The sequence below is a fragment of the Plastoroseomonas arctica genome, assembly GCF_018128965.1.
GTDB lineage: Bacteria > Pseudomonadota > Alphaproteobacteria > Acetobacterales > Acetobacteraceae > Plastoroseomonas > Plastoroseomonas arctica.
The window spans coordinates 55,929-75,420 of sequence record NZ_JAAEDH010000014.1; the positions used below are offsets into that span (position 1 = coordinate 55,929).

The following is a 19,492-nucleotide window of genomic DNA, read 5'->3' on the forward strand; positions in this document are numbered from 1 at the left end:
CTCCCTTACCGTGTCAGGCGGATATCGAGGCCCTTGTAGAGCCCGACGCCATAGATGCCATGCGCCCGGGCACCCTCGACCCGCTGCGCCGAAGCGACCCAAAGATTCTCCCGCGCGATCGGCAGCCAGACGTTGTTCTCGGCGGCGATACGCTGCGCCTCCGCGATCGCGGCCAGGCGGACGGTTGCGTCGAGCGCAGTCTTGGCGGTGTCCAGCGCGGTGTCAGTGCGCGGGTCGGACCAGTTCATGCGGTTCGGCGTCGGGCGGTTGCGGCTGTCGAAATACAGCCCGAACGCGTCCGTCGCGGAGATGTAGGGGTACGACATCACGAAGGCATCGAACTCCTGCGTCGCCAGGCGACCCCAGCCGACGGTCGCATCCCAGAGCTGGATGCGCATCTCGATCCCGATGCGGCGCAGATCGGCCTGGATGGCCTCGGTCGCCTGGCGCCACTCATTGGTCTGCAGGCCGTAGAGGAGGAAGGTGGCACGCTGACCGTCCTTCACGCGGATGCCGTCGGGGCCCATCACCCAGCCAGCCTCATCCAGCACGCGGCGCGCCGCGGCGGGGTCGAATTGCGGCACCAGGGCGGCGGCTTCCGCGCTGTAGCCGGCGGTGTTTGGGTTGAGGTAGGCCGTCGCCGGCTCGGCATTGCCGAACCAGACCGCGCGCACGATGGCGGCGCGGTTGACCGCGAGGTTGATGGCGCGGCGCACCGCGGGGTCGCTCACCACAGGCTTGTCGACCTTGAAGCCCAGGAAGAAATCCCAGAAGTAGTTCTCCTGCCGCGACATCCGGATGGTGGGCACGTTGCGCAGCTGCTGGATCGCGATGTTGGGGATGTATTGCGTCACGTCCCCCTGCCCCGTCTGCAGCGCGGCCAGGCGGGTATTCGCCTCCGGGATCACGCGCCAGATGACGCGCTCCACCTGCGGCGCGGGGTTGGTGTAGATCGGCGGGCCCCAGCGGTAGTTGGGGTGGCGCTGCAGCACCAGGTCCTGGCGCGGGGTCCAGCTCACCCAGCAATAGGGACCGGTGCCGTTGAAGCCCTGAGTGCCGAAATTCGCACCAAGTCGCTCAACCGAATTGCGGTCTACGACCGAGGCGAAGAACAGCGTGAGCTGGTACAGCAGCTCGCCGAATGGCTCCGTCAGCTCGTACTCGACGGTGAAGTCATCGACGGCGCGCACCTCGCGCACCGGCCCCGCGCGCCAACGCACCGGGGAGCGGTTGGCCGGGTCGACCCAGCGGTTGATGGTATAGACCACGTCCTGCGCCGTCATCGCGCGGCCGTCGCAGAAGGTCACGTCGCGGCGCAGGTGGAAGGTGTAGGTCTTCCCGTCCGGGCTCACCTCCCAGCGCTCGGCGAGGCCCGGGCGCACGGTGCGCATGTCCCAGTCGAGCGAGACCAGCGTGTCGCTCATCATGTAGACGACCTCGCCCGAGCCACGCGCGGTTGAGCGGATGGGGTCGTAGTTGTCGGCGTCGATCTCGCGCAGCACGACGAGCGTGTTGCGCGGTGCGGCCTGGGCCATGGCCTCGCCGGCGCCGAAGGCCAGCAGCAGCAGGGTGAGCAGAATTCGCATGGCCCAGTCTCCTTGGTTCAGACGCGCAGCCGGGGGTCGAGCGCGTCGCGCAGCGCATCGCCAAGCATGTTGAATGCCAGCACCACCGCGAAGATCGCGACGGACGGGATGACCGCGATATGCGGCGCGAAAAACAGGAAGTTGCGCCCTTCGCTCGCCATCGCGCCGAGTTCCGGGTTCGGCGGCTGCGCGCCGAGCCCGAGGAACGACAGCGCGGAGCCGAGCAGGATCACCTGTCCGAAGCGGAGCGTGGCGAAGACGAACAGCGCGGAGAGGCAGTTGGGCGCGAGGTGGCGCCAGATGAGGCGGAGGTCGCCCATGCCGGTGGCGCGCGCGGCCTCGATGTAGTCCGCGCGCATGACGACCAGCGCGGAGCCGCGCACGATCCGCGCCATCAGCGGCACCGTCGCGACCGAGAGTGCCAGCACCACCGCGAGCATGCCCGGCCCCAGGATCGCCGCGATGGCGAGGCCGAACAGGATGGCCGGGAAGGACAGCATGATGTCGACCAGGCGCATGATCGGCGCGTCCAGCCAGCGCTGGTAAAAGGCGGCGAGGAAGCCCAGCGCCGCGCCGATGCCGCCGCCGAGGATCACCGCGAAGAAGCCCATCGCAAGGGAGGCGCGCAGCCCGTACAGCAGCCGCGTGACCAGGTTGCGCCCCTGCGCATCGGCGCCGAGCGGAAGTCCCTCGGTGCCCGGCGGCGCCATGGAGCTGGCGAGGTCGTTGTCGAAAGGATCGGTCGGCGACAGCCACGGCGCGAAGATTGCGGCCAGCAGCACCAGAACCACGAAGATGAGCGCGGCCGCCGCGCCAGGATCGCGCGTCAGCCGGCGCAGCAGCCCGGGGCGCGCCGGTGCCATGGTGACCGTGGTCGCACTCATGCCGCGCGCATCCTCGGGTCGAGTGCGGCGTAGAGCACGTCGACGATGAGATTGACCAGGATGAAGCCGAGCGAGAGCACGATGATCGTGCCCTGTGCCATCGGCAAATCCGACGAAGTGATCGCGCCGACCGCCAAGCGTCCGACGCCAGGCCAGGTGAAGACGGTCTCGGTGACGACGGCGCCGCCGAGCAGGAAGCCGATCTGCAGGCCGATCAGCGTCACCACCGGCACCATCGCGTTGCGCAGCGCGTGGCGCATGACGACGAGCCGCTCCGACAATCCCTTCGCGCGTGCGGTCCGGACGTGGTCGAGCGATAGGACGTCCAGCACCGCCGTGCGCGTCATGCGCGACACCGGCCCCACGAAGACACCGCCCAGGGTGAGCGCCGGCAATGCCAGCGAGCGGAGCCCGTCCAGCGTCCAGATCGGCCCGCCGCGTCCGGTGAAGGGCAGCCACTGCCACTTGAAGCCGACATACCAGATCAGGATCAGCCCGAGGAAGAACACCGGGATGGACACGCCGGCCACCGAGATCGCCATCACGCCGCGATCGATCAGCGTACCCCGGTAGTAAGCGCCCAGCGTGCCGAGGAAGATGCCCAGCGGGATCGACCAGACGAGGCTCGCGAACATCAGCTCCAGCGTCGGCCCGATGGTCGCGCCGAGCTCCTGCACGACAGGGACGTTGTTGATGATCGAGACACCGAAATCGCCCTGCACCAGGCGCCACAAGTACAGGCCGAACTGCACCGCGAGCGGCCGGTCGAGCCCGAGATCGCGGCGGATCTCCGCAATGAGCTCCGCCGATGCCTGCGGCCCCGCGCGCACCGTTGCGGGATCGGTCGGCACCACCTGCATCAGCAGGAAGCCGATCAGCAGCACCCCGAACAGCACCGGCACGGCGAGCAGCAGCCGATGCAGCGCGTGGCGCAGCATCAGGCGAGGGCCCCGTGCCGGTCGAAGATCGCCGCACCTTCGCGCAGCGTTAGGTCGGCCCGCACATCGGGCAGCGCGGCATGGTCGATGGCGAAGATATCCTGCGACAGAACCGCGATATCGGCGAGCATGCCGACTTCGAGCGTGCCGCGGCGATCCTCCGCGAACTGCGTGTAGGCGCCACACCAGGTGTAGCAATGCACCGCCTCGGCGATGGTGAGCGCCTCGGATGCGCCGAGGACCGTGCCCTTGTTGGTGCGCCGCGTCGCCATCGTGAACAGGTTGAGGAAAGGATCGACGGTGGAGACCGGGCAGTCCGACGATGCGGCGGGGTTGTGGCCCTCGTCGAGCCAGGTCTTCATCGGGTAGGCCAGCTCGCTGCGGGGGAGACCGAGGTTCTTCACGTAGGTGTCGCCGAATTCGTACATGAAGATCGGTTGCGGCACCGGCAGGATGCCGCGCGCCTTCATGCGTCGTCGCTGGTCGCGCGCGAGGAAGCCGCAATGCTCGATGCGGTGCCGCCGGCCGGCGAAGGGGTGCGCGTCGCTGTCGGCCGCCTCCATGCCCAGCAGCACCTGCTCGATCGCGGCATCGCCGATGGCGTGAATGTCGAGCTGCCAGCCCTGCTCATGATACAGCTTGAGCAAGGCGTGAATCTTCTCGTCGGGGAAGGTGAAGACGCCGGTGCCGCCGCCGATCAGGTAGGGATCGAAGAAGGCAGCGGTGAGGCCACCGGCCGAGCCATCTGCGAACACCTTCACCGCGCCCCAGCGCAGGCCGTCATGGCCATCATTGGGCCGCAGCCCGGCCTCCCAGGCCTCGGCGGCGATGCCCTCGGGGTTGCCGGCGAGCACCTGCCACATGCGCAGCGGCAGACGGCCGTCGCGCTGCGCGACGCGATAGGCTTCAACCTCGGCAAACCCCGCGGACATGCCCACATTCATGTCCGTGGCACTGACAAAACCGCGGGTGGCGAGGTCGTTGCAGGCAGCCTCGATCGCATCGACCATCGCGGCCTGCCCAGGCTGCGGCATGTGGTCGCGCAGCAGGCGCATCGCGCGTTCCTGGAACAGACCGGTGAGCGCCCCGGCGCGACGCTCGATCACCCCGCCCTCGGGGTCGGGCGTGTTGTGGCCGACGCCGGCGATGCGCATCGCGGCGGTGTTCGCCACACCCATGTGGCCGCAGGTGCGGGTGATGAAGACGGGGTTGCGCGGTGCGGCGCGGTCCAGCTCGGCGGCGGTCGGATGGCGCGCGACATCCAGCGCGTCATGGTCGTAGCCGCGCCCGAGCACCCATTCGCCGGGCGCCGCTTCCGTCGCCGCGGCCGCGATGCGGCGCAGCACCTCGTCGAGCGTCGTGACCTCCTCCGCGCGGAGGTTCACCCGCGTGAGGCCGAGCCCATAGGGCAGCAGGTGCATATGCGCTTCGTTCAGGGCCGGGATCGCAACGCGCCCGGCCAGGTCCAGCAGGTAAGTGCCGGTCGGGGCCATCTGCGCCACATCCGCCGCGTCGCCGACGGCCGCGACGCGACCGTCCACGACCAGCACCGCCTCCGCAAAGCCACCCGCGAGGCCGCGGAAGACGCGGCCCCCGGTGATCAGCAGCGGTGACTGCATCAGCTGCGGTAGTCCGGCTTGTCGTTCTCGATCAACCGCAGCGCGGCCTCCCAGGCCAGCAGTTTCGTCGGGCTGTTGGGGTCGCGGGTGTATTGCGCCGCGGTGTGCCGACGCACGCTCTCGGGCGGGAAGACCAGCTCGGCGCCGCCGGACTGGGCGGCGATCTGCGCGTCGCAGGCGCGTTCGAGCGTGAAGATGTTGTCGAAGGCCTGAGCCGGATTGCGGCCCGTGACCAGCAGCCCGTGGTTGCGCAGGATCATCGCATCATGCTGGCCGAGATCGCGCACCAGGCGGTCCCGTTCCTCGAGATCGAGCGCGATGCCTTCGTAGTCATGATAGGCGAGGTGGCCGTAGAATTTCAGCGCGTGCTGGCTGATCGGCAGCAGACCCTGGCGCTGCGCGCTCACCGCGATGCCGGCGCGGGTGTGGGTGTGGATGACCACGGCGGCATCCTCGCGCGCCATGTGGATCGCCGAGTGGATCGTGAATCCGGCGGCGTTCACGCGCTTCGATTCCGCCATCTCCTCGACCACGTTGCCGTCGAGGTCGATCTTGATGAGGTCCGAGGCGCGCATCTCATGGAACATCACGCCGTAGCGGTTGATCAGGAAGTGGTGCTCGGGCCCCGGGATGCGGGCGGAGATGTGGGTGTAGATCAGGTCGGTCCAGCGGTGATGCGCGACGAGGCGATAGAGGGCGGCGAGGTCGCAGCGGATGGCCCACTCTTCCTCGGAGATGCCGGCGCGAAGCGCCAGCGGCACGGATTGGTTCATGGCGAGAGCTCCTGGCAGGACAGTCCCCGATGCTCCGCCCCGGCAGGCGCTGCGTCAACCGGATGACGGTGGGAAATCGGCTCCATCCCCTCTTGCCGCCCGGCGCGGTGGCGCATCATTGTGCATCGCACACTCCGGAGACCAATCCATGGCCCGCGCCGCCCTGACTGCCGCCATGCTGCTCGGCTGCGCGACCGCGTTCGCCCAGGCGCCGGCGCCGGGCCTGTACACGGAGCGCAGCATCAACGCCGCCCTCGCGCAGGATGCGGTGAACGCCGCGGTTGAGGCCTGCGCCGGGCGCGGGCATCGCGTGACGGCGGTGGTGGTGGACCGGTCCGGCATCATGAAGGCGCTGCTGCGCGCCGACGGCGCGGGGCCGCACGGCGTGTGGGCGGCACGCGCGAAGGCCTATACCGCGGCCTCGACGCGCATCGGGACGACGCAGCTGCTTGAGGCGGTGCGGGCCAATCCGGGAGCCTCGCGCCTGCCCGATGTGGAGGGCTTCCTGATCCTCGGCGGCGGCTTCCCGATCCGCGCCGGCGACGAGGTCGTGGGTGGCATCGGCGTGGACGGCGCGCCCGGGGGCCTGCTGGATGACCAGTGCGCGGAGGCGGGGATCGCCCGCATCCGCGACAGACTTGGCTGATGTCCTCAAGCTCCGGGCGCCGCCTTCAGCGGCTTGAAGCGCCGGGCGCCGCCTTCAGCGGCTTGGCTCGCCGGACGACCGGCGGGCCGAAGGCCGTGCGTGGCTGTTAACGCTGGCCTGCTTACCTCGGCCGCGGCGTCGTCCGGCGCGGCGCGGGGATGCGCGGCGCGGGGGTCGCCGTCCCGCCCGCTGAGGCGCGGAGGTCCGAGATCGTCACGCGGTTGGTCACCTGTTCCGGGTTCGTGCGGATCTCGACGATGGCGGGCTTGCCGCTCGCCAGCGCACGCTGCACGGCGGGGACCAACTCATCCGTCGCCTCGACGATTTCGCCGTGCCCGCCGAAGGCCTCGATGAACTTCGCGAAATCGGGGTTGGTGAGTGCGGTGCCGGAGACGCGGTTCGGGTAGGTGCGCTCCTGGTACATGCGGATGGTGCCATACATCTGGTTGTTGAACACCAGGATGATCGGGTTCACCGCATGGTGGAAGGCGGTCGCGATCTCCTGCCCCGTCATCAGGAAGCCGCCATCGCCCACGAAGCAGATCACGGTGCGATTCGGGTGCACGATCTTCGCGCCGATCGCGGAGGGCACGCCGTAGCCCATGGCGCCGTTGGTCGGGCCGAGGAAATCCTGGCCATCCTTCAGGTGCATGAAGCGCGTGGGCCAGGTCGCGAAATTGCCGGCATCGGTGGTGAAGATGGTGTCGTCCGGCAGAGCTTTTTCGAGCGCCTGCAGCGCGCGGGCGAGGTTCAGCGGGCCCTCGTAGTCCGGCGCCTCGGCCTGCTTCAGGCGCGATGCGCGCAGCGTCTCGCGCCAGCCTGACCAGGCGGTGGAGGCGACGGGCGCCATGGCATTCGCGGCCTCGGCGAAGGCATTGAGGTCGCACGGAATACCCAGGGCCGGGCGATGCACGCGCCCGATCTCGCTCTGCTCTGGATGCACATGGATGATCGGCTGCGCGCCGGCGAAGTCGAACAGCGTGTAGCCTTGGCTCACGGGCTCACCCAGCCGCGTGCCGATGGCGAGGATGAGGTCCGCCTCGCGCGCATGGGCGACCAGGCCGGCATCGGCGCCGACGCCGAGATCGCCCACGAAATTCGCGTGCGTCCCGTCGAACAGGGATTGCCGGCGAAAGGAGACGCAGACCGGCAAATCATGCGCCACGAGGAATTTCGCGATCGCCTTGCGCCCTTCCGCGGTCCATCCCGAGCCGCCGAGGATGGCGAGCGGCCGTTCCGCTGTGGCGAGCATGTCGCGCAGCCGCGCCATGGCCTCGGGCGCGGGGTGCGGTGGGAAGACTTCGGCCGGGCCGATATCCGGCACCGTCACCTGGTGCTTCTGCATCTCCTCGCTGATCGCGATCACAACGGGGCCGGGGCGCCCGCTGGTCGCGATGTCGAAGGCGTGGGCGATGATCTCGGGGATGCGCTTGGCGTCGTCGATCTGCGTCACCCATTTCGCGATGGGCGAGAACATGCGGCGGTAGTCGACCTCCTGGAAGGATTCGCGGTCGGTTTCTTCGACGGGGATCTGGCCGACGAGGAGCACCAGCGGCGTCGAATCCTGCATCGCGACATGCACGCCGATGGCGGCGTGGCAGGCGCCGGGGCCGCGGGTGACGATGGCCACGCCCGGCTTGCCGGTGAGCTTGCCATGGGCCTCGGCCATGTGGACGGCACCGGCCTCGAAGCGGCAGGTGATGAGCTGGAGCTGGTTGCGCACGGAATACAAACCGTCGAGCAGATCGAGGTAGCTCTCGCCAGGCACGCAGAAGGCGTGCGTCACGCCCTGCGCGACCATCGCATCGGCCAGCACCTTGCCGCCGCTGCGCGCCTGCGCGGTGCGCTTCACTTCATTCATGGCGAAATCCCCTCCAGCATGAGCCGGCGGGAGGGTAGGCCCGGCGGGCTGCGGGGGAAAGGTGACCCGCGTGAGAGGACGCCACCTGGCGGAAAGTACGGTCTCCTTTCCCGCCGGCGCCAGCCAAGCCATTGATCCGATGTGGCGATGTGTAAGGGCACCTTACTTTCGGCGCTTCTTACCGGGCCAGGTGCGGGGTTCGGACAAATCCCCTTCGGCACCCGCGGGCGGCTGATCCGATCCAGATTCATGGTTCAAAGAACAGAATATTTTCCTAATCTATCGCGGCCGCGTGGTGGTGTCCAGAGTTCCGGCTCACAGGTACCACCCGCGCTCCATGATCTCGAGCGTATAGGCCCGGTAGCTCATCCCCAGCGCCTCGGCGCGGGCCAGTCGGCGCAGCGCGATCTCCGGCGGCGGGGTCTTCCACGCGCGCCGATGCGCCCGGCTCCACACCCAGGCGCCCCAGCCGCCATCGGCGTCGGGCGCGTCGTCCAGCGGCGGGCCGCCATTGTCGCCGATGGAGCCCCGCTCGCGCGGCGGCGGCGCGGCATCGCGATGGCGCAGGATGGCGCCGGCGCGTCCCCTACCCCGCGACATTGTCCGGCACATGGATGCACCGCGCCGTGCGACCGGGGATCGGGCTGCGCGGCGCCGGCACGGCGGCGAGGCAGGCCGGTTCCGCCTCCACGCAGCGCGGCGCGAAGGAACAGGCGTTGGGCAGCGCTTCCAGGCTCGGCGGCGCGCCGGGGATGGTGGTCAGGCGCTTGCCGCGCATCCCGGAGTGCACCGTCGCCCCCAGCAGACCCTTGGCATAGGGGTGCAGCGGGCCGCGCATCAGCGCCGTGACCGGCCCCTCCTCCACCACGCGGCCGGCATACATCACCGCCACGCGGTCCGCGATCTCGCCCGCCACGCCCAGGTCGTGCGTCACGAACACCACGCCCATGCCGAGCTCCTGCTGCAACTGCCGCAGCAGCAGCAGGATCTGGATCTGCACGGTCGCGTCGAGCGCGGTGGTCGGCTCGTCGGCCAGCAGCAGCTTCGGACGGCAGGCGAGCGCCACCGCGATCATCGCGCGCTGCCGGAGACCGCCCGAGAGCTCATGCGGATAGGCGTCCAGCCGGCGCTTGGCCGAGGGGATCTGCACCAGCTCGAACAGCTCCAGCGCGCGCGCCATGCCCGCCGCCTGGGAGACGCCCTCATGCCGGCGCACCGTCTCGGAGATCTGCTTGCCCACGGTGAAGACCGGGTCGAGCGCGGTCATCGGCTCCTGGAACACCATGGCCACGGTGCTGCCGCGGAATTCCTGCAGCTCGTTCTCGTGCATGGCCTGAACGTCGCGGCCGTCCACCAGGATGCCGCCGGTGACCACCGCCTTCTTGGGCAGCAGCTTCATCAGCGCGCGCATCGTCACCGACTTGCCCGAACCCGACTCACCGAGGATGCACAGCACCTCGCCCGCGGCGAGATCCAGGTCCACCCCGTTGACTGCATGCACCGTGGCATCGCGCGAGACGAAGCGCACCGAGAGGTCGCGCACGCGGACCAGTGTGTCCTTGCCGGCCATCTGCAACGCCGCGCTCATGCCGCGAGCCTCCCCGCCTGGCTGTGTCCGCTGCCGGGGTCGGCCATGTGGCAGGCGGCCTGGTGGCCGCCGCCGAGATCGGCGTCGATGGGTTCGCGGGCCGCGCAGACATCCTCCGCATGCGGGCAGCGCGTGCGGAAGCGGCAGCCCGAGGGCGGGTTCACCGGGTTGGGCGGATCGCCCGACAGCGGCGGCTCGGTACGCCGGTTCTCGGGGTCCATCGAGGGGCGGGAGGCGAGCAGCGCGCGGGTGTAGGGGTGGGCGGGGCGCTCGTAGATTTCCTCGACGGGGCCCATCTCGACCACCTTGCCCAGATACATCACCAGAACGCGGTCGGAGATGTACTGCACCACGTTCAAATCATGGCTGATGAAGGCGTAGGTCAGCCCGAAGCTTTCCTTGAGATCGACAAGGAGGTTCAACACCTGCGCCTCGACCGATTTGTCCAGCGCCGAGACCGGCTCGTCCAGGATCACCAGGCGCGGCCGCAGCGCCAGCGCTCGGGCGATGTTCACCCGCTGCCGCTGCCCGCCGGAGAGCTCGTGCGGGTAGCGGCGCGCATATTGGGCGGGGGCGAGGCCCACGGCCGCGAGCAGTTCGCGGGCGCGCTCACGGGCTTCGCCGTCGCCCAGGCCATGCACCTTGGGCGCGAAGGCCAGGGAATCCTCGATCGGCAGGCGCGGGTTGAGCGAGGCGTAGCTGTCCTGGAACACCATCTGCACCTGGCGGCGATAGTCGCGCATGGTGATGCCGCCGGTCTGGGTGTTCTCCGCTACCCCCTCGCCGTCGAAGATCATGGAGCCCTTGTCGGGATCCATCAGGCGCATCAGCAGCCGCGCGGTGGTGGATTTGCCGCAGCCGGACTCACCCACGATCCCCAGCGTCTCGCCCTTGAGGATGGTGAAACTGATGCCGTCCACGGCGCGCACGGTCGCGACGGTGCTGCCGAAGAACCCGCCCTTGATGGGGAAGTGCTTCTGGATGCCGCGCACATCGAGCAGCGGTTGCGCGGGGCCGCCGACGTCGATCGGGAGAGGGCTCTCTGTCATGGCATGCACGTGAGCAAGGCGCGTGCCGGCGCTTGCAGGGGTTTTCAGCCGGACGGCGGCCGCTACTGCGCAGAATTTGGGCAGGCTGCCCCGGTTCGCGAGATTTGGGGCATGCCGCCCGATTGTGGCGTCACGAAACCACCGCCATGCCGCCTTGGTCCCACCGCGAGACGGCCATGACCCCACGCCATCCTGCACATGTTCAGGAGGGTTCCCCCAATGCGTCGCTTCCTCGCCGTCATCGCGCTCTCGGCCAGCGTCACCCTCGCCGGCTGCGTCAACAAGGATGGCAGCACCGATTGGGGCAGCACCCTGGCGGTCGGCGCCGGCATCGGGCTGGGTGCGGCGCTGATCGCGGTCGCGGCCTCGGGCGATGGTGGTGGCCGCCATCGCGACCGCGGCTATGCGCGCAATGACGGTCGGCGCGGGTATGCGTCGAACCAGGGGCGGTATTACCGCTGAGTCAGAGCCGCGCGATCGGGGCGATGAATTGCGGCTCGGTGTCCCAGGGGAACAGGATCCAGGTCTCCTGGCTCACCTCGGTGATGAAGGTGTCCACCAGCGGCTTGCCGGCGGGCTTGGCGTAGACGGTCGCGACGTGGGCGCCCGGTAGCAGCGCGCGCACGACGCGCAGCGTGGTGCCGGTGTCGACCAGGTCGTCGATCACCAGCCAGCCCTTGCCGTCGCCGGCCGCGACCGGTGTTTTCACCACCTTTGGCGCGCCGCGTTCCTCCTCGTCATAGGTGACGATGGAGATCGTCTCCACGACCCGGCATTCGAGCTCGCGCGCGATGACGGCGGCGGGGATCAGCCCGCCGCGGGTGATGGCAACGACGCCGGTGAAGGGGCCGCGCTCCAGCAGCCGCCAGGCCAGCGCACGCGCGTCGCGATGCAACTGGTCCCAGGTGACGGTGAAGTATTTGGCCGCCATCAGAACAGCTTGCCGCCATCGGGCACGCGCAGGTCGGGCTTGAGCAGCACCACCGCGCCGTTCTCGTCGGGCAGGCCGAGCACCAGGATCTCGCTCTCGAAGCCGGCGATGCGGCGCGGGGGGAAGTTCACCACGGCCAGCACCTGCCGCCCGATGAGGCGGTCGGGCGAATAATGCACCGTGATCTGCGCCGAGGATCGCTTCACCCCGAGCGGCGCGCCGAAATCCACCGCAAGCTTGATCGCGGGCTTCTTCGCCTCGGGGAAGGCCTCGGCCTCGATGATGGTGCCGACCCGGATGTCGAGCCGCTCGAAATCGGCGTAGCTGACGGTCTCTGCCATGCCCCTGGTCTAGCGGAGCGGGAGGTGGCGCGGTAGGGCCGTGTTGCAGCTTTGTGTCGAAACCGCTGATATGGGCGTCATCGCCCCGCGTCTCAAACCGATCTGGACCCGCACCGCCATGACCCGCGATTTTCACAGCCACGGTCGCTCCGCCGCCTATGCCGCGAACGGCATGGCCGCCACCTCGGTGCCTGCCGCCACGCTCGCCGCCCTCGACATCCTGCGCGCGGGCGGCAATGCGCTCGACGCGGCCATCGCCGCGGTGGCGGTGCTGTGCGTCGTGGAGCCCCAATCGACGGGGATCGGGGGCGACTGCTTCTGCCTCTATGCGCCGGCGGGGTCGTCCAAGCCCATCGCCATCAACGGGTCGGGGCGGGCGCCGCGAGGGGCGGATTTCGCGGCACTGAAGGCGAAGGGCGTCGAGGCGCTGACGCCCACATCGCCGCATTCGGTGACGGTGCCAGGTGCGATCTCCGCCTGGGCGCTGCTGAATGCCACCCATGGCCGCAAGGGCCTCGACGAGCTGCTGCAGCCGGCGATCCGCCATGCCGAGGAAGGCTTTCACCTGACGCCGCGCCTGGCCTGGGATTGGAAGGGGTCCGTCGCGAAGCTCGGCCTGCATCCGGCGACGGCGAAGCGCTTCCTGCGCGACGGCGAAGCCTATGGGTTGGGCGACCGCTTCGTGCAGCCGGAACTGGCCGCCACGCTGCGCGCCATCGCCACGAAGGGGCCGGCCGGCTTCTATGAGGGCGAGGTCGCGGCCGACATGGTCGCCACGCTCCGCGCCGCCGGGGGCACGCATACCGAGGAGGATTTCGCCCGCGGCGCGACGGTGGCGGAATTCGTGGAGCCGATCACCACGCGCTGGCGCGGGCTGGACGTGTTCCAGTGCCCACCCAACGGGTCCGGGCCGATCGTGCTGGAGATCCTCAACATCCTCAACGGCTTCTCGACCGTGGGCGAGGGCCCGCTGTCGACCGAGCGGCTGCATCGCCACATCGAGGCGGCGCGGCTTGCCTATCGCGACCGCGATGCCTTCCTCGCCGATCCGTCGCGCGTGGACGTGCCGACGGCGCACATGATCGACCCCGCCTATGGCGAGGCGCTCCGCCTGCTGATCCGCGACGACCGGGCCATGGCGGAGATGCCGGCAGCGGGGACATCCGATTTCGCGCGGCACAAGGACACGGTCTACCTCACGGTCGTGGATCGTGACGGCAATGCGTGCAGCTTCATCAACTCGCTGTTCGAGGGGTTCGGGTCGGGCATCCTCGCGGAAGCGTCGGGGGTGATGCTGCAGAACCGGGGCTATGGGTTCCGCTTCCAGGATGGGCACCCGAACTGCATCGAGGGCGACAAGCGGCCGATGCACACGATCATCCCCGGCATGGTCTATTCGGGCGGCAAGGCGATCATGCCCTACGGCGTGATGGGCGGGCATTTCCAGCCGATGGGGCAGACGCTGTTCCTGTCCAACCACTTCGAGTTCGGGCTGGACGTTCAGTCGGCCCTCGACCTGCCGCGGCTGTTCCCGACGGGCGGCAAGGTGCAGCTGGAACGCGGCATTCCGGGGCCGGTTGTGGATAGGCTCAACCGGTTGGGCCATGATTGCGAGGTGATCGACAAGCCGCATGGCGGTGGCCAGGCGATCCTGATCGACCGGGCGCGCGGCGTGCTGATCGGCGGGTCGGATCCGCGCAAGGATGGCTGCGCGATGGGGTATTAGGGCGATGGAGCCCTGTGATCTCACCGCGACCGTTGCGCGCGCGCTGATCGGGCGGAAGAAGCTCTCCCCGGTCGAGCTGCTGCACAGCTGCTTCGGGCGGATCGATGCGGTGAACCCCGCGGTCAACGCCATCGTCGCTGAAGATCGCGACGCGTCGCTTGCCGCTGCCGTGGATGCGGAGCAGGCGGTGATGCAGGGCGACACGCTCGGCGTGCTGCATGGCCTGCCCGTGGGCATCAAGGACCTGGTCGATGTGAAGGGGCTGCGCACCACCTATGGCAGCCCGATCTTCGCCGACCACGTGCCGGAGGCGGATTGGAGCCTGGTCACCAATCTGCGCCGCGCCGGCGCGGTGATCCTTGGCAAGACCAACACGCCGGAGTTCGGCGCCGGTGCGAATACGCGCAACACCGTCTATGGCGCAACGGGCAATCCGTTCGATCCGTCGAAGAGCGCGGCCGGGTCTTCGGGCGGGTCGGCGGTCGCGCTCGCGGCGGGGATGGTGCCGTTGTGCTCGGGGTCGGATACGGGGGGAAGTTTGCGCAATCCCGCGGCGTTCTGCGGCATTTTGGGGTATCGGCCCTCGGCGGGGTTGGTGCCGTATGAGAAGCGCGGGCATGGGTGGTCCAACCTGCCGGTGCAGGGGCCGATGGCGCGGAATGTGGCGGATGCGAGCCTGATGCTCTCAGCAATGGCGTCCGACAATGCGGGCGACCCGTTGGCCTATACGCTGCATGACCGTGCCGTGCGCGGAAAGCCGGCGCTGTTCTCGCCGCCGCGGGGGATCGACCTGGCCAGATTGCGCCTGGCCTTCACGCCGGATTTCGGAGTCGCGCCGACCGAGAAGCATGTGCGCGGCGTCTTCGCGGAGCGGGTCGCGGCCATCGCGCCGCTGTTCGCGGGGGCAGAGGAAGCGAGCCCGGATTGTGCGGGCGGGGACGAGGCGTTCGAGATTCTGCGCGCGGCCGGGTTCCTCGCGGCGCATGGGCAGAAGGTGCGGGAGCGTCCGCAGGATTGCGGCCCGAACATCATCGCGAATGTCGAGGAGGGGATGGGTTACAGCCTCGACGATTATGCGCGGGCGGCGACGATCCAGACTCGGATGTATCGGGCCTGGCAGGGGTTTTTCGGCAAGCATGATGTCTTGATCACGCCGTCGATCACGATCAGCCCGCGGCCGTGGCGGGAGCTGTATCCGGCCGAGATCGATGGGGCGCCGACGCGGACCTATTTCCACTGGCTGTCGCTGGCCTACTACGTGACGCTGGTGGGCCATCCGGCGGTATCCTTGCCGATGGGTCTTGACCGGAACGGCATGCCGTTCGGGTTGCAGATCGTGGGTCCACGGGGTGGGGATGCGTACGTACTTGGGGTGGCGGCGGCGATCGAGGCCGCGTTCGCGGCGGATACGGCGCTGGCGCGCCCCGTGCCCGATCTGGCTGCTTTGCGCGCCGCACCGCCGATCTCCAATTCCGAGGCCTTTTTGAGCTGGGGCTGAGTCCCTCCCTCAAGTAGCCAAAAATAAAAGAAGGGGTCCGGGGAATTCTTTCCCCGGCCTTTTTTGTCCGGCACGCCGTTTGCTCGGTTGTTGGCATGCCTGTCCTGCACGCCGAGCCTTCGCCCCTGGAGTTCGAGCCCGCGCAAACCGCGCTGGTCATCATCGACATGCAGCGCGATTTTCTCGAGCCTGGCGGTTTCGGCGCCGCGCTCGGCAATGACGTGTCGCTGCTGCATGCCGCGGTGGTGCCGTGCCGCGCCATGCTGCATGCCGCGCGCCTGGCCGGGATGCTGGTCATCCACACGCGGGAGGGCCACCGCCCGGATCTGTCGGATGCGCCGCAGGCGAAAGTGGCGCGGGGTGCGCCGTCGATGCGCATCGGCGATGCCGGCCCGATGGGCCGGATCCTGATCCGCGGCGAGGCCGGCCATGGGATCATCGCCGCGCTGGCGCCGATCGAGGGCGAGCCGGTGATCGACAAGCCCGGCAAGGGCGCCTTCTACGCGACGGAGCTGGAGCCGATGCTGCGCAACCGCGGCATCGAGGTGCTGCTGGTCGCGGGCGTGACCACGGAGGTGTGTGTGCACACCACCATCCGCGAGGCCAATGACCGCGGTTTCCGCTGCGTGGCGCTGGCGGATGCCTGTGCGTCCTATATCCCGGCATTCCATGCGGCGGCGCTGGCGATGGTCAGCGCGCAGGGCGGGATTTTCGGGTGGGTGTCGGATACGGGGCGCGCCATCGCGGCGCTGCGGGGGGAGAGCGTCGCATGAGCAGCACCACGGCGAAGCCGGCCTTGTGGACGCCGGGGGATTGGAACGCGCTGTTCGGCTTCGGGACGAACATCCTGGTCAACCTGCTGGTGCTGACGGGGCTGCTGCGCTTCGTGCTGAACCTGCCGGCGGATATCGTGTTTCAGCGCATCCTGCCGGCGGCGGGGCTGATGATGGCGCTGTCCACGGGGTATTACGCCTGGCTCGCCTATCGCCTGGCGGTGCGGACGGGGCGGAGCGATGTGTGCGCCCTGCCCTCGGGCATTTCGGTGCCGCATATGTTCGTCGTCGTGCTGGTGATCATGCTGCCGATCGCGCAGCGGACGGACGATCCGATCAAGGGGTGGGAAGCCGGGCTCACCTGGGTGTTCATCCAGAGTTTTATCCTGATGATCGGGGCGTTTGCGGCGCCGGTGGTGCGGCGGATCACGCCGCGCGCCGCGCTGCTCGGGACGCTGGCGGGGGTGTCGGTGACGTTCATCTCCATGCGCCCGGCGCTGGAGATGTTCATGACGCCGGTGATCGGCGTGGTGTGCTTCGGCATCGTCATCGCGGCGTGGTTCGGGGGGCTGCGCTATCCGCGCGGGCTGCCCGCGGGGCTGGTGGCGATTGCCTTCGGGGTGGTCGTCGCATGGGGGGCCGCGGCGCTGGGGCTGGGGGTCGGGGGGCGCAGCCTGACGTCGCTGACGGCGGGGCTTTCGACCATCGGGTTTTCGGTGCCGATGCCGGCGTTTGATCATGTGTTCGGGGGGTTCGAATTCATCGGGATCATTCTGGTCACGGCGATTCCGTTCGGGATCTACGATCTGGTCGAGGCGATGGACAATGTGGAGAGCGCGGAGGTCGCGGGGGACCATTTTCCGACCACGCAGGTGCTGACGGCGGATGGGGCGGTGTCGTTGGTCGGGTGCCTGATGGGGAACCCCTTTATCAACGCCGTCTATATCGGGCATCCGGGCTGGAAGGCGATGGGGGGGCGCATCGGGTATTCGGCGGCGACGGGGGCGCTGGTGCTGGCGCTGACCTGGCTGGGGATCGTGTCGCTGCTGTTGGATTTGGTGCCGGTGGTCGCGATCTCGCCGATCCTTTTGTACATCGGGATGCTGATCGGGGCGCAGGCCTTCCAGGAGACGCCGAAATCCCACGCGCCGGCGGTGGTGCTGTCGTTGATCCCGCATCTCGCGGCCTGGGCGAAGACGCTGATCGACGGCGCGCTGGGGGCTGCGGGGACGAGCGCGGCGGCGGTCGGGATGGACAAGCTCGCGATGGCGGGGGTGCTGTATCCGGGGCTGGAGGTGCTCGGCGAGGGCGCGATCCTCTCGGGGCTGATCCTGGCGGCGATTGCGGTGTTCGTGATCGAGCGGGAATGGGAGAAGGCGGCGTATTTCGCCGGTGCGGGCGCGGTGCTGACCTTCTTCGGGCTCATGCATGGCCCGGCGGTGGGGTTTGCGGTGACGCCGGGGGTGGCGCTGGCCTATGCGCTGCTTGCGGGCGGGCTGTTCGCGGTGGGGCGGGTGCCGGTGATGGCGATGAAGCCGGCGGAGTAGAACTGCCACAAACCGGTCGGTTGACGCGCCAATCGAAACGTTCCCAATTGGCGCGTCGAGCCACCATCGCATCGATGGCGCCCGATGCAAGAAAACCGCAGCCGAGGACGCGCCAAGATCATGCCCGATGTCGATGACTTCATCGCCCACCCCCGCACCTTCATGCGGAACAACGTCGTCATGGTCGTCGGGCCCGGCCAGGGCGGCCCCGGCGGCGTCCGCCGCTTCTCCTTCACCGCCGCCGGCGGCGGCACCGTCGCCCGCAACATGCTCAACGGCGGCGCACACATGCCCGTCTTCTTCCTGGTGACCCCGTCCAAGAACACCGGAAGCCCGGTCGACGCCTACTGGTGCCCCTACGAGCCGAACAATTCGCTCGGCACCGTGCTGCCTGGCGCCGGCGGCCCGGACTTCATGTTCACCTACGCGATGGACGGCTGCACCTTCGTCGCGGGCTCCGTCCAGGTGGACCACAGCGTTTCCGTGCACCACGTCAACATGGGTCGCTCGGCCAATCTGGGTCCGGAAAGCACCGCGCCCCAGCGCGACGAGAACCAGCGCAAGATGCAGCGCAACATCGCGAAAAGCCTGGTCACCAACCCCTCACTGGTCGAACCCGACGACTACTACGACCCGAACAACGCCAACGTGGTGATCCCGCTCGGCGCCAAGATCTCCACCGTCACCTTCGGGCGCCGCAGCACCTCCGGCGCGTGGAAGTTCTATACGCACCAGTGGTACACGGTGTCGGGGGACCGGACGACGCTCAACTTCATCGGCACGCAGCGGGTGATCTGAGGGAAAAAGGACCCGGTCTTTCCGGCCGCGGCGATGGCCGGGCCGGGTCGCCGCTAGCCGCGGGTGAAGATCTGCGAAAGATCGACGCTCCAGTCCGCCCCGTCGAGCGACATCTGGCCTTTGCTGACGAGGCGATCGCCGTCGCCCCCCGCCACGATGGTCGCGCGCTGCGCCAGGCGGGGATCGTCCCGGTGCCAGCGCATGGAGCGATCGCCGGCGGTGACCTGATAGAGGCGCGAGACGCCACGCTCGTCGAACCAGTTCATCGCCAGGGAGCCCGCGTCCCGGTCGGCGCTGAAGATCGCGACGCCGTCCGGAAATTCCGGGTGATCGACCTCCGAGCGCATGATCAGGAACGCGCCACCTTCATGCCAGGCGAAGCTCGTGCGGCCTTCAAGCGTCTGGCCGGGCACGCCGGGGTGGGTCCCCATGGTGCGCCATTCGCCGAGCAGAAACGCGAGCGGCGCCAGGGCAGCGTTGGCCTTCAGGGCGTTGATGCCGATTTGCTTTGCGGAACTCATCGTCTCGCACTCCCCGATCGCTGGCGGGACAACGCGCCCGAGAGCCATCGGGTCCGCGGACACGGCTTCAAATGCGCGGGAAATATCCCGTCGCGTGCCGCTAGCCGAAGCTGGCGAACACCTTCTGGTCCTTGTTGTCCTGCATCAGCTTGTTCAGCCCCGGCATCTTCTCCATGCCCAGCCCCTGCGGCAGCCCGGTCTCCTCATCCGCCTTGATATCGGCGTAGGCGGCGGAGCCGATCTTCTCCCAGGTGCCGGAGGGCTTCTTCACCTCGAACTGCACCACCGTCGCCTTGAACAGCAGGCGCGCGATCGCTTCTTTCGGCGATTTCGGCTTGATCAGCGACGGCGCGCCGCCCACGTCGCGCCAGCCGTTGCTCATCGCCCATTGCGTAATCTCGGCCTGATCCATG

General features: G+C 68.8%; 20 protein-coding genes. 7 read left to right on the top strand and 13 right to left on the bottom strand.

Translation table 11 applies throughout. The features are described from left to right. Positions 1–5: 5 nt before the first annotated feature. Genes GXW79_RS13065 through GXW79_RS13085 form a run of 5 tightly spaced genes read right to left on the bottom strand, consistent with a single transcriptional unit; the run spans position 6 to position 5,800 of the window. Positions 6–1,586, bottom strand: a complete 1,581-nt coding sequence (locus tag GXW79_RS13065) for an ABC transporter substrate-binding protein (protein WP_211874839.1) — start codon at positions 1,584–1,586, stop codon at positions 6–8. Between the two features lie 17 nt (positions 1,587–1,603). Beyond that, complete coding sequence (locus GXW79_RS13070) at positions 1,604–2,470, bottom strand: ABC transporter permease (RefSeq protein ID WP_211874840.1); 867 nt, start codon at positions 2,468–2,470, stop codon at positions 1,604–1,606. Then, positions 2,467–3,408, bottom strand: coding sequence for an ABC transporter permease (locus GXW79_RS13075; RefSeq protein ID WP_211874841.1), 942 nt, complete (start codon positions 3,406–3,408; stop codon positions 2,467–2,469). The genes GXW79_RS13070 and GXW79_RS13075 overlap by 4 nt, the downstream gene beginning before the upstream one ends. Next, a complete protein-coding gene (locus tag GXW79_RS13080) occupies positions 3,408–5,027 on the bottom strand; it encodes an amidohydrolase (RefSeq protein ID WP_211874842.1) in 1,620 nt (539 codons plus the stop codon). The genes GXW79_RS13075 and GXW79_RS13080 overlap by 1 nt, the downstream gene beginning before the upstream one ends. Beyond that, positions 5,027–5,800 (bottom strand): class II aldolase/adducin family protein, encoded by a 774-nt coding sequence (locus GXW79_RS13085; protein ID WP_211874843.1) that lies wholly within the window; start codon positions 5,798–5,800, stop codon positions 5,027–5,029. Before GXW79_RS13085 ends, GXW79_RS13080 begins: the two co-directional genes overlap by 1 nt. A gap of 148 nt (positions 5,801–5,948) precedes the next feature. On the opposite strand from GXW79_RS13085, the gene GXW79_RS13090 reads away from it, so the two are divergent. Further along, a complete protein-coding gene (locus GXW79_RS13090) occupies positions 5,949–6,446 on the top strand; it encodes a GlcG/HbpS family heme-binding protein (protein WP_211874844.1) in 498 nt (165 codons plus the stop codon). A 121-nt stretch (positions 6,447–6,567) separates the two neighbouring features. Here GXW79_RS13090 and GXW79_RS13095 read toward each other — a convergent pair whose 3' ends face one another. The 4 genes from GXW79_RS13095 to GXW79_RS13110 all read right to left on the bottom strand — a co-directional run bounded on the left by GXW79_RS13095 (position 6,568) and on the right by GXW79_RS13110 (position 10,944). Next, entirely contained in the window at positions 6,568–8,307 is a 1,740-nt protein-coding gene (locus GXW79_RS13095) for a thiamine pyrophosphate-dependent enzyme (RefSeq protein ID WP_211874845.1), read from the bottom strand. A 315-nt stretch (positions 8,308–8,622) separates the two neighbouring features. Next, a complete protein-coding gene (locus GXW79_RS13100; protein WP_246503977.1) occupies positions 8,623–8,907 on the bottom strand; it encodes a hypothetical protein in 285 nt (94 codons plus the stop codon). Beyond that, entirely contained in the window at positions 8,894–9,895 is a 1,002-nt protein-coding gene (locus tag GXW79_RS13105) for an ABC transporter ATP-binding protein (protein WP_246503978.1), read from the bottom strand. Before GXW79_RS13105 ends, GXW79_RS13100 begins: the two co-directional genes overlap by 14 nt. Continuing rightward, positions 9,892–10,944, bottom strand: coding sequence for an ABC transporter ATP-binding protein (locus tag GXW79_RS13110; protein ID WP_211874846.1), 1,053 nt, complete (start codon positions 10,942–10,944; stop codon positions 9,892–9,894). The genes GXW79_RS13105 and GXW79_RS13110 overlap by 4 nt, the downstream gene beginning before the upstream one ends. A 219-nt stretch (positions 10,945–11,163) precedes the next feature. Here GXW79_RS13110 and GXW79_RS13115 point away from each other — a divergent pair, with 219 nt between their 5' ends. Further along, positions 11,164–11,406 carry a hypothetical protein gene (locus GXW79_RS13115; RefSeq protein WP_211874847.1) on the top strand — a complete coding sequence of 81 codons (243 nt, stop codon included), beginning with the start codon at positions 11,164–11,166 and terminating at the stop codon, positions 11,404–11,406. Position 11,407: 1 nt separating this feature from the next. On the opposite strand, the gene gpt is transcribed toward GXW79_RS13115, so the two are convergent. Together gpt and GXW79_RS13125 are read right to left on the bottom strand one after the other, a co-directional pair. Beyond that, positions 11,408–11,875, bottom strand: coding sequence for a xanthine phosphoribosyltransferase (gene gpt, locus GXW79_RS13120; protein ID WP_211874848.1), 468 nt, complete (start codon positions 11,873–11,875; stop codon positions 11,408–11,410). Next, complete coding sequence (locus tag GXW79_RS13125) at positions 11,875–12,216, bottom strand: tRNA-binding protein (RefSeq protein ID WP_211874849.1); 342 nt, start codon at positions 12,214–12,216, stop codon at positions 11,875–11,877. Before GXW79_RS13125 ends, gpt begins: the two co-directional genes overlap by 1 nt. Before the next feature lie 118 nt (positions 12,217–12,334). Between GXW79_RS13125 and GXW79_RS13130 the strand changes: the two genes are divergently transcribed. From GXW79_RS13130 to GXW79_RS13150, 5 genes are all read left to right on the top strand, one after another. After that, positions 12,335–13,942, top strand: coding sequence for a gamma-glutamyltransferase family protein (locus GXW79_RS13130; protein ID WP_211874850.1), 1,608 nt, complete (start codon positions 12,335–12,337; stop codon positions 13,940–13,942). Positions 13,943–13,946: 4 nt separating this feature from the next. Beyond that, on the top strand, positions 13,947–15,440 hold the full coding sequence (locus GXW79_RS13135; RefSeq protein WP_211874851.1) for an amidase: 1,494 nt from the start codon (positions 13,947–13,949) through the stop codon (positions 15,438–15,440). 95 nt (positions 15,441–15,535) lie between these two features. After that, positions 15,536–16,213 (top strand): cysteine hydrolase family protein, encoded by a 678-nt coding sequence (locus tag GXW79_RS13140; protein WP_211874852.1) that lies wholly within the window; start codon positions 15,536–15,538, stop codon positions 16,211–16,213. Beyond that, on the top strand, positions 16,210–17,760 hold the full coding sequence (locus tag GXW79_RS13145; RefSeq protein ID WP_211874853.1) for a hypothetical protein: 1,551 nt from the start codon (positions 16,210–16,212) through the stop codon (positions 17,758–17,760). Before GXW79_RS13140 ends, GXW79_RS13145 begins: the two co-directional genes overlap by 4 nt. A gap of 120 nt (positions 17,761–17,880) precedes the next feature. After that, positions 17,881–18,558 carry a hypothetical protein gene (locus GXW79_RS13150; protein WP_211874854.1) on the top strand — a complete coding sequence of 226 codons (678 nt, stop codon included), beginning with the start codon at positions 17,881–17,883 and terminating at the stop codon, positions 18,556–18,558. 53 nt (positions 18,559–18,611) lie between these two features. On the opposite strand, the gene GXW79_RS13155 is transcribed toward GXW79_RS13150, so the two are convergent. Both GXW79_RS13155 and GXW79_RS13160 read right to left on the bottom strand, forming a co-directional pair. Then, positions 18,612–19,142 carry a hypothetical protein gene (locus tag GXW79_RS13155; RefSeq protein WP_211874855.1) on the bottom strand — a complete coding sequence of 177 codons (531 nt, stop codon included), beginning with the start codon at positions 19,140–19,142 and terminating at the stop codon, positions 18,612–18,614. 37 nt (positions 19,143–19,179) lie between these two features. Further along, on the bottom strand, positions 19,180–19,491 hold the full coding sequence (locus tag GXW79_RS13160) for a hypothetical protein (protein ID WP_211874856.1): 312 nt from the start codon (positions 19,489–19,491) through the stop codon (positions 19,180–19,182). Position 19,492 lies beyond the last annotated feature (1 nt).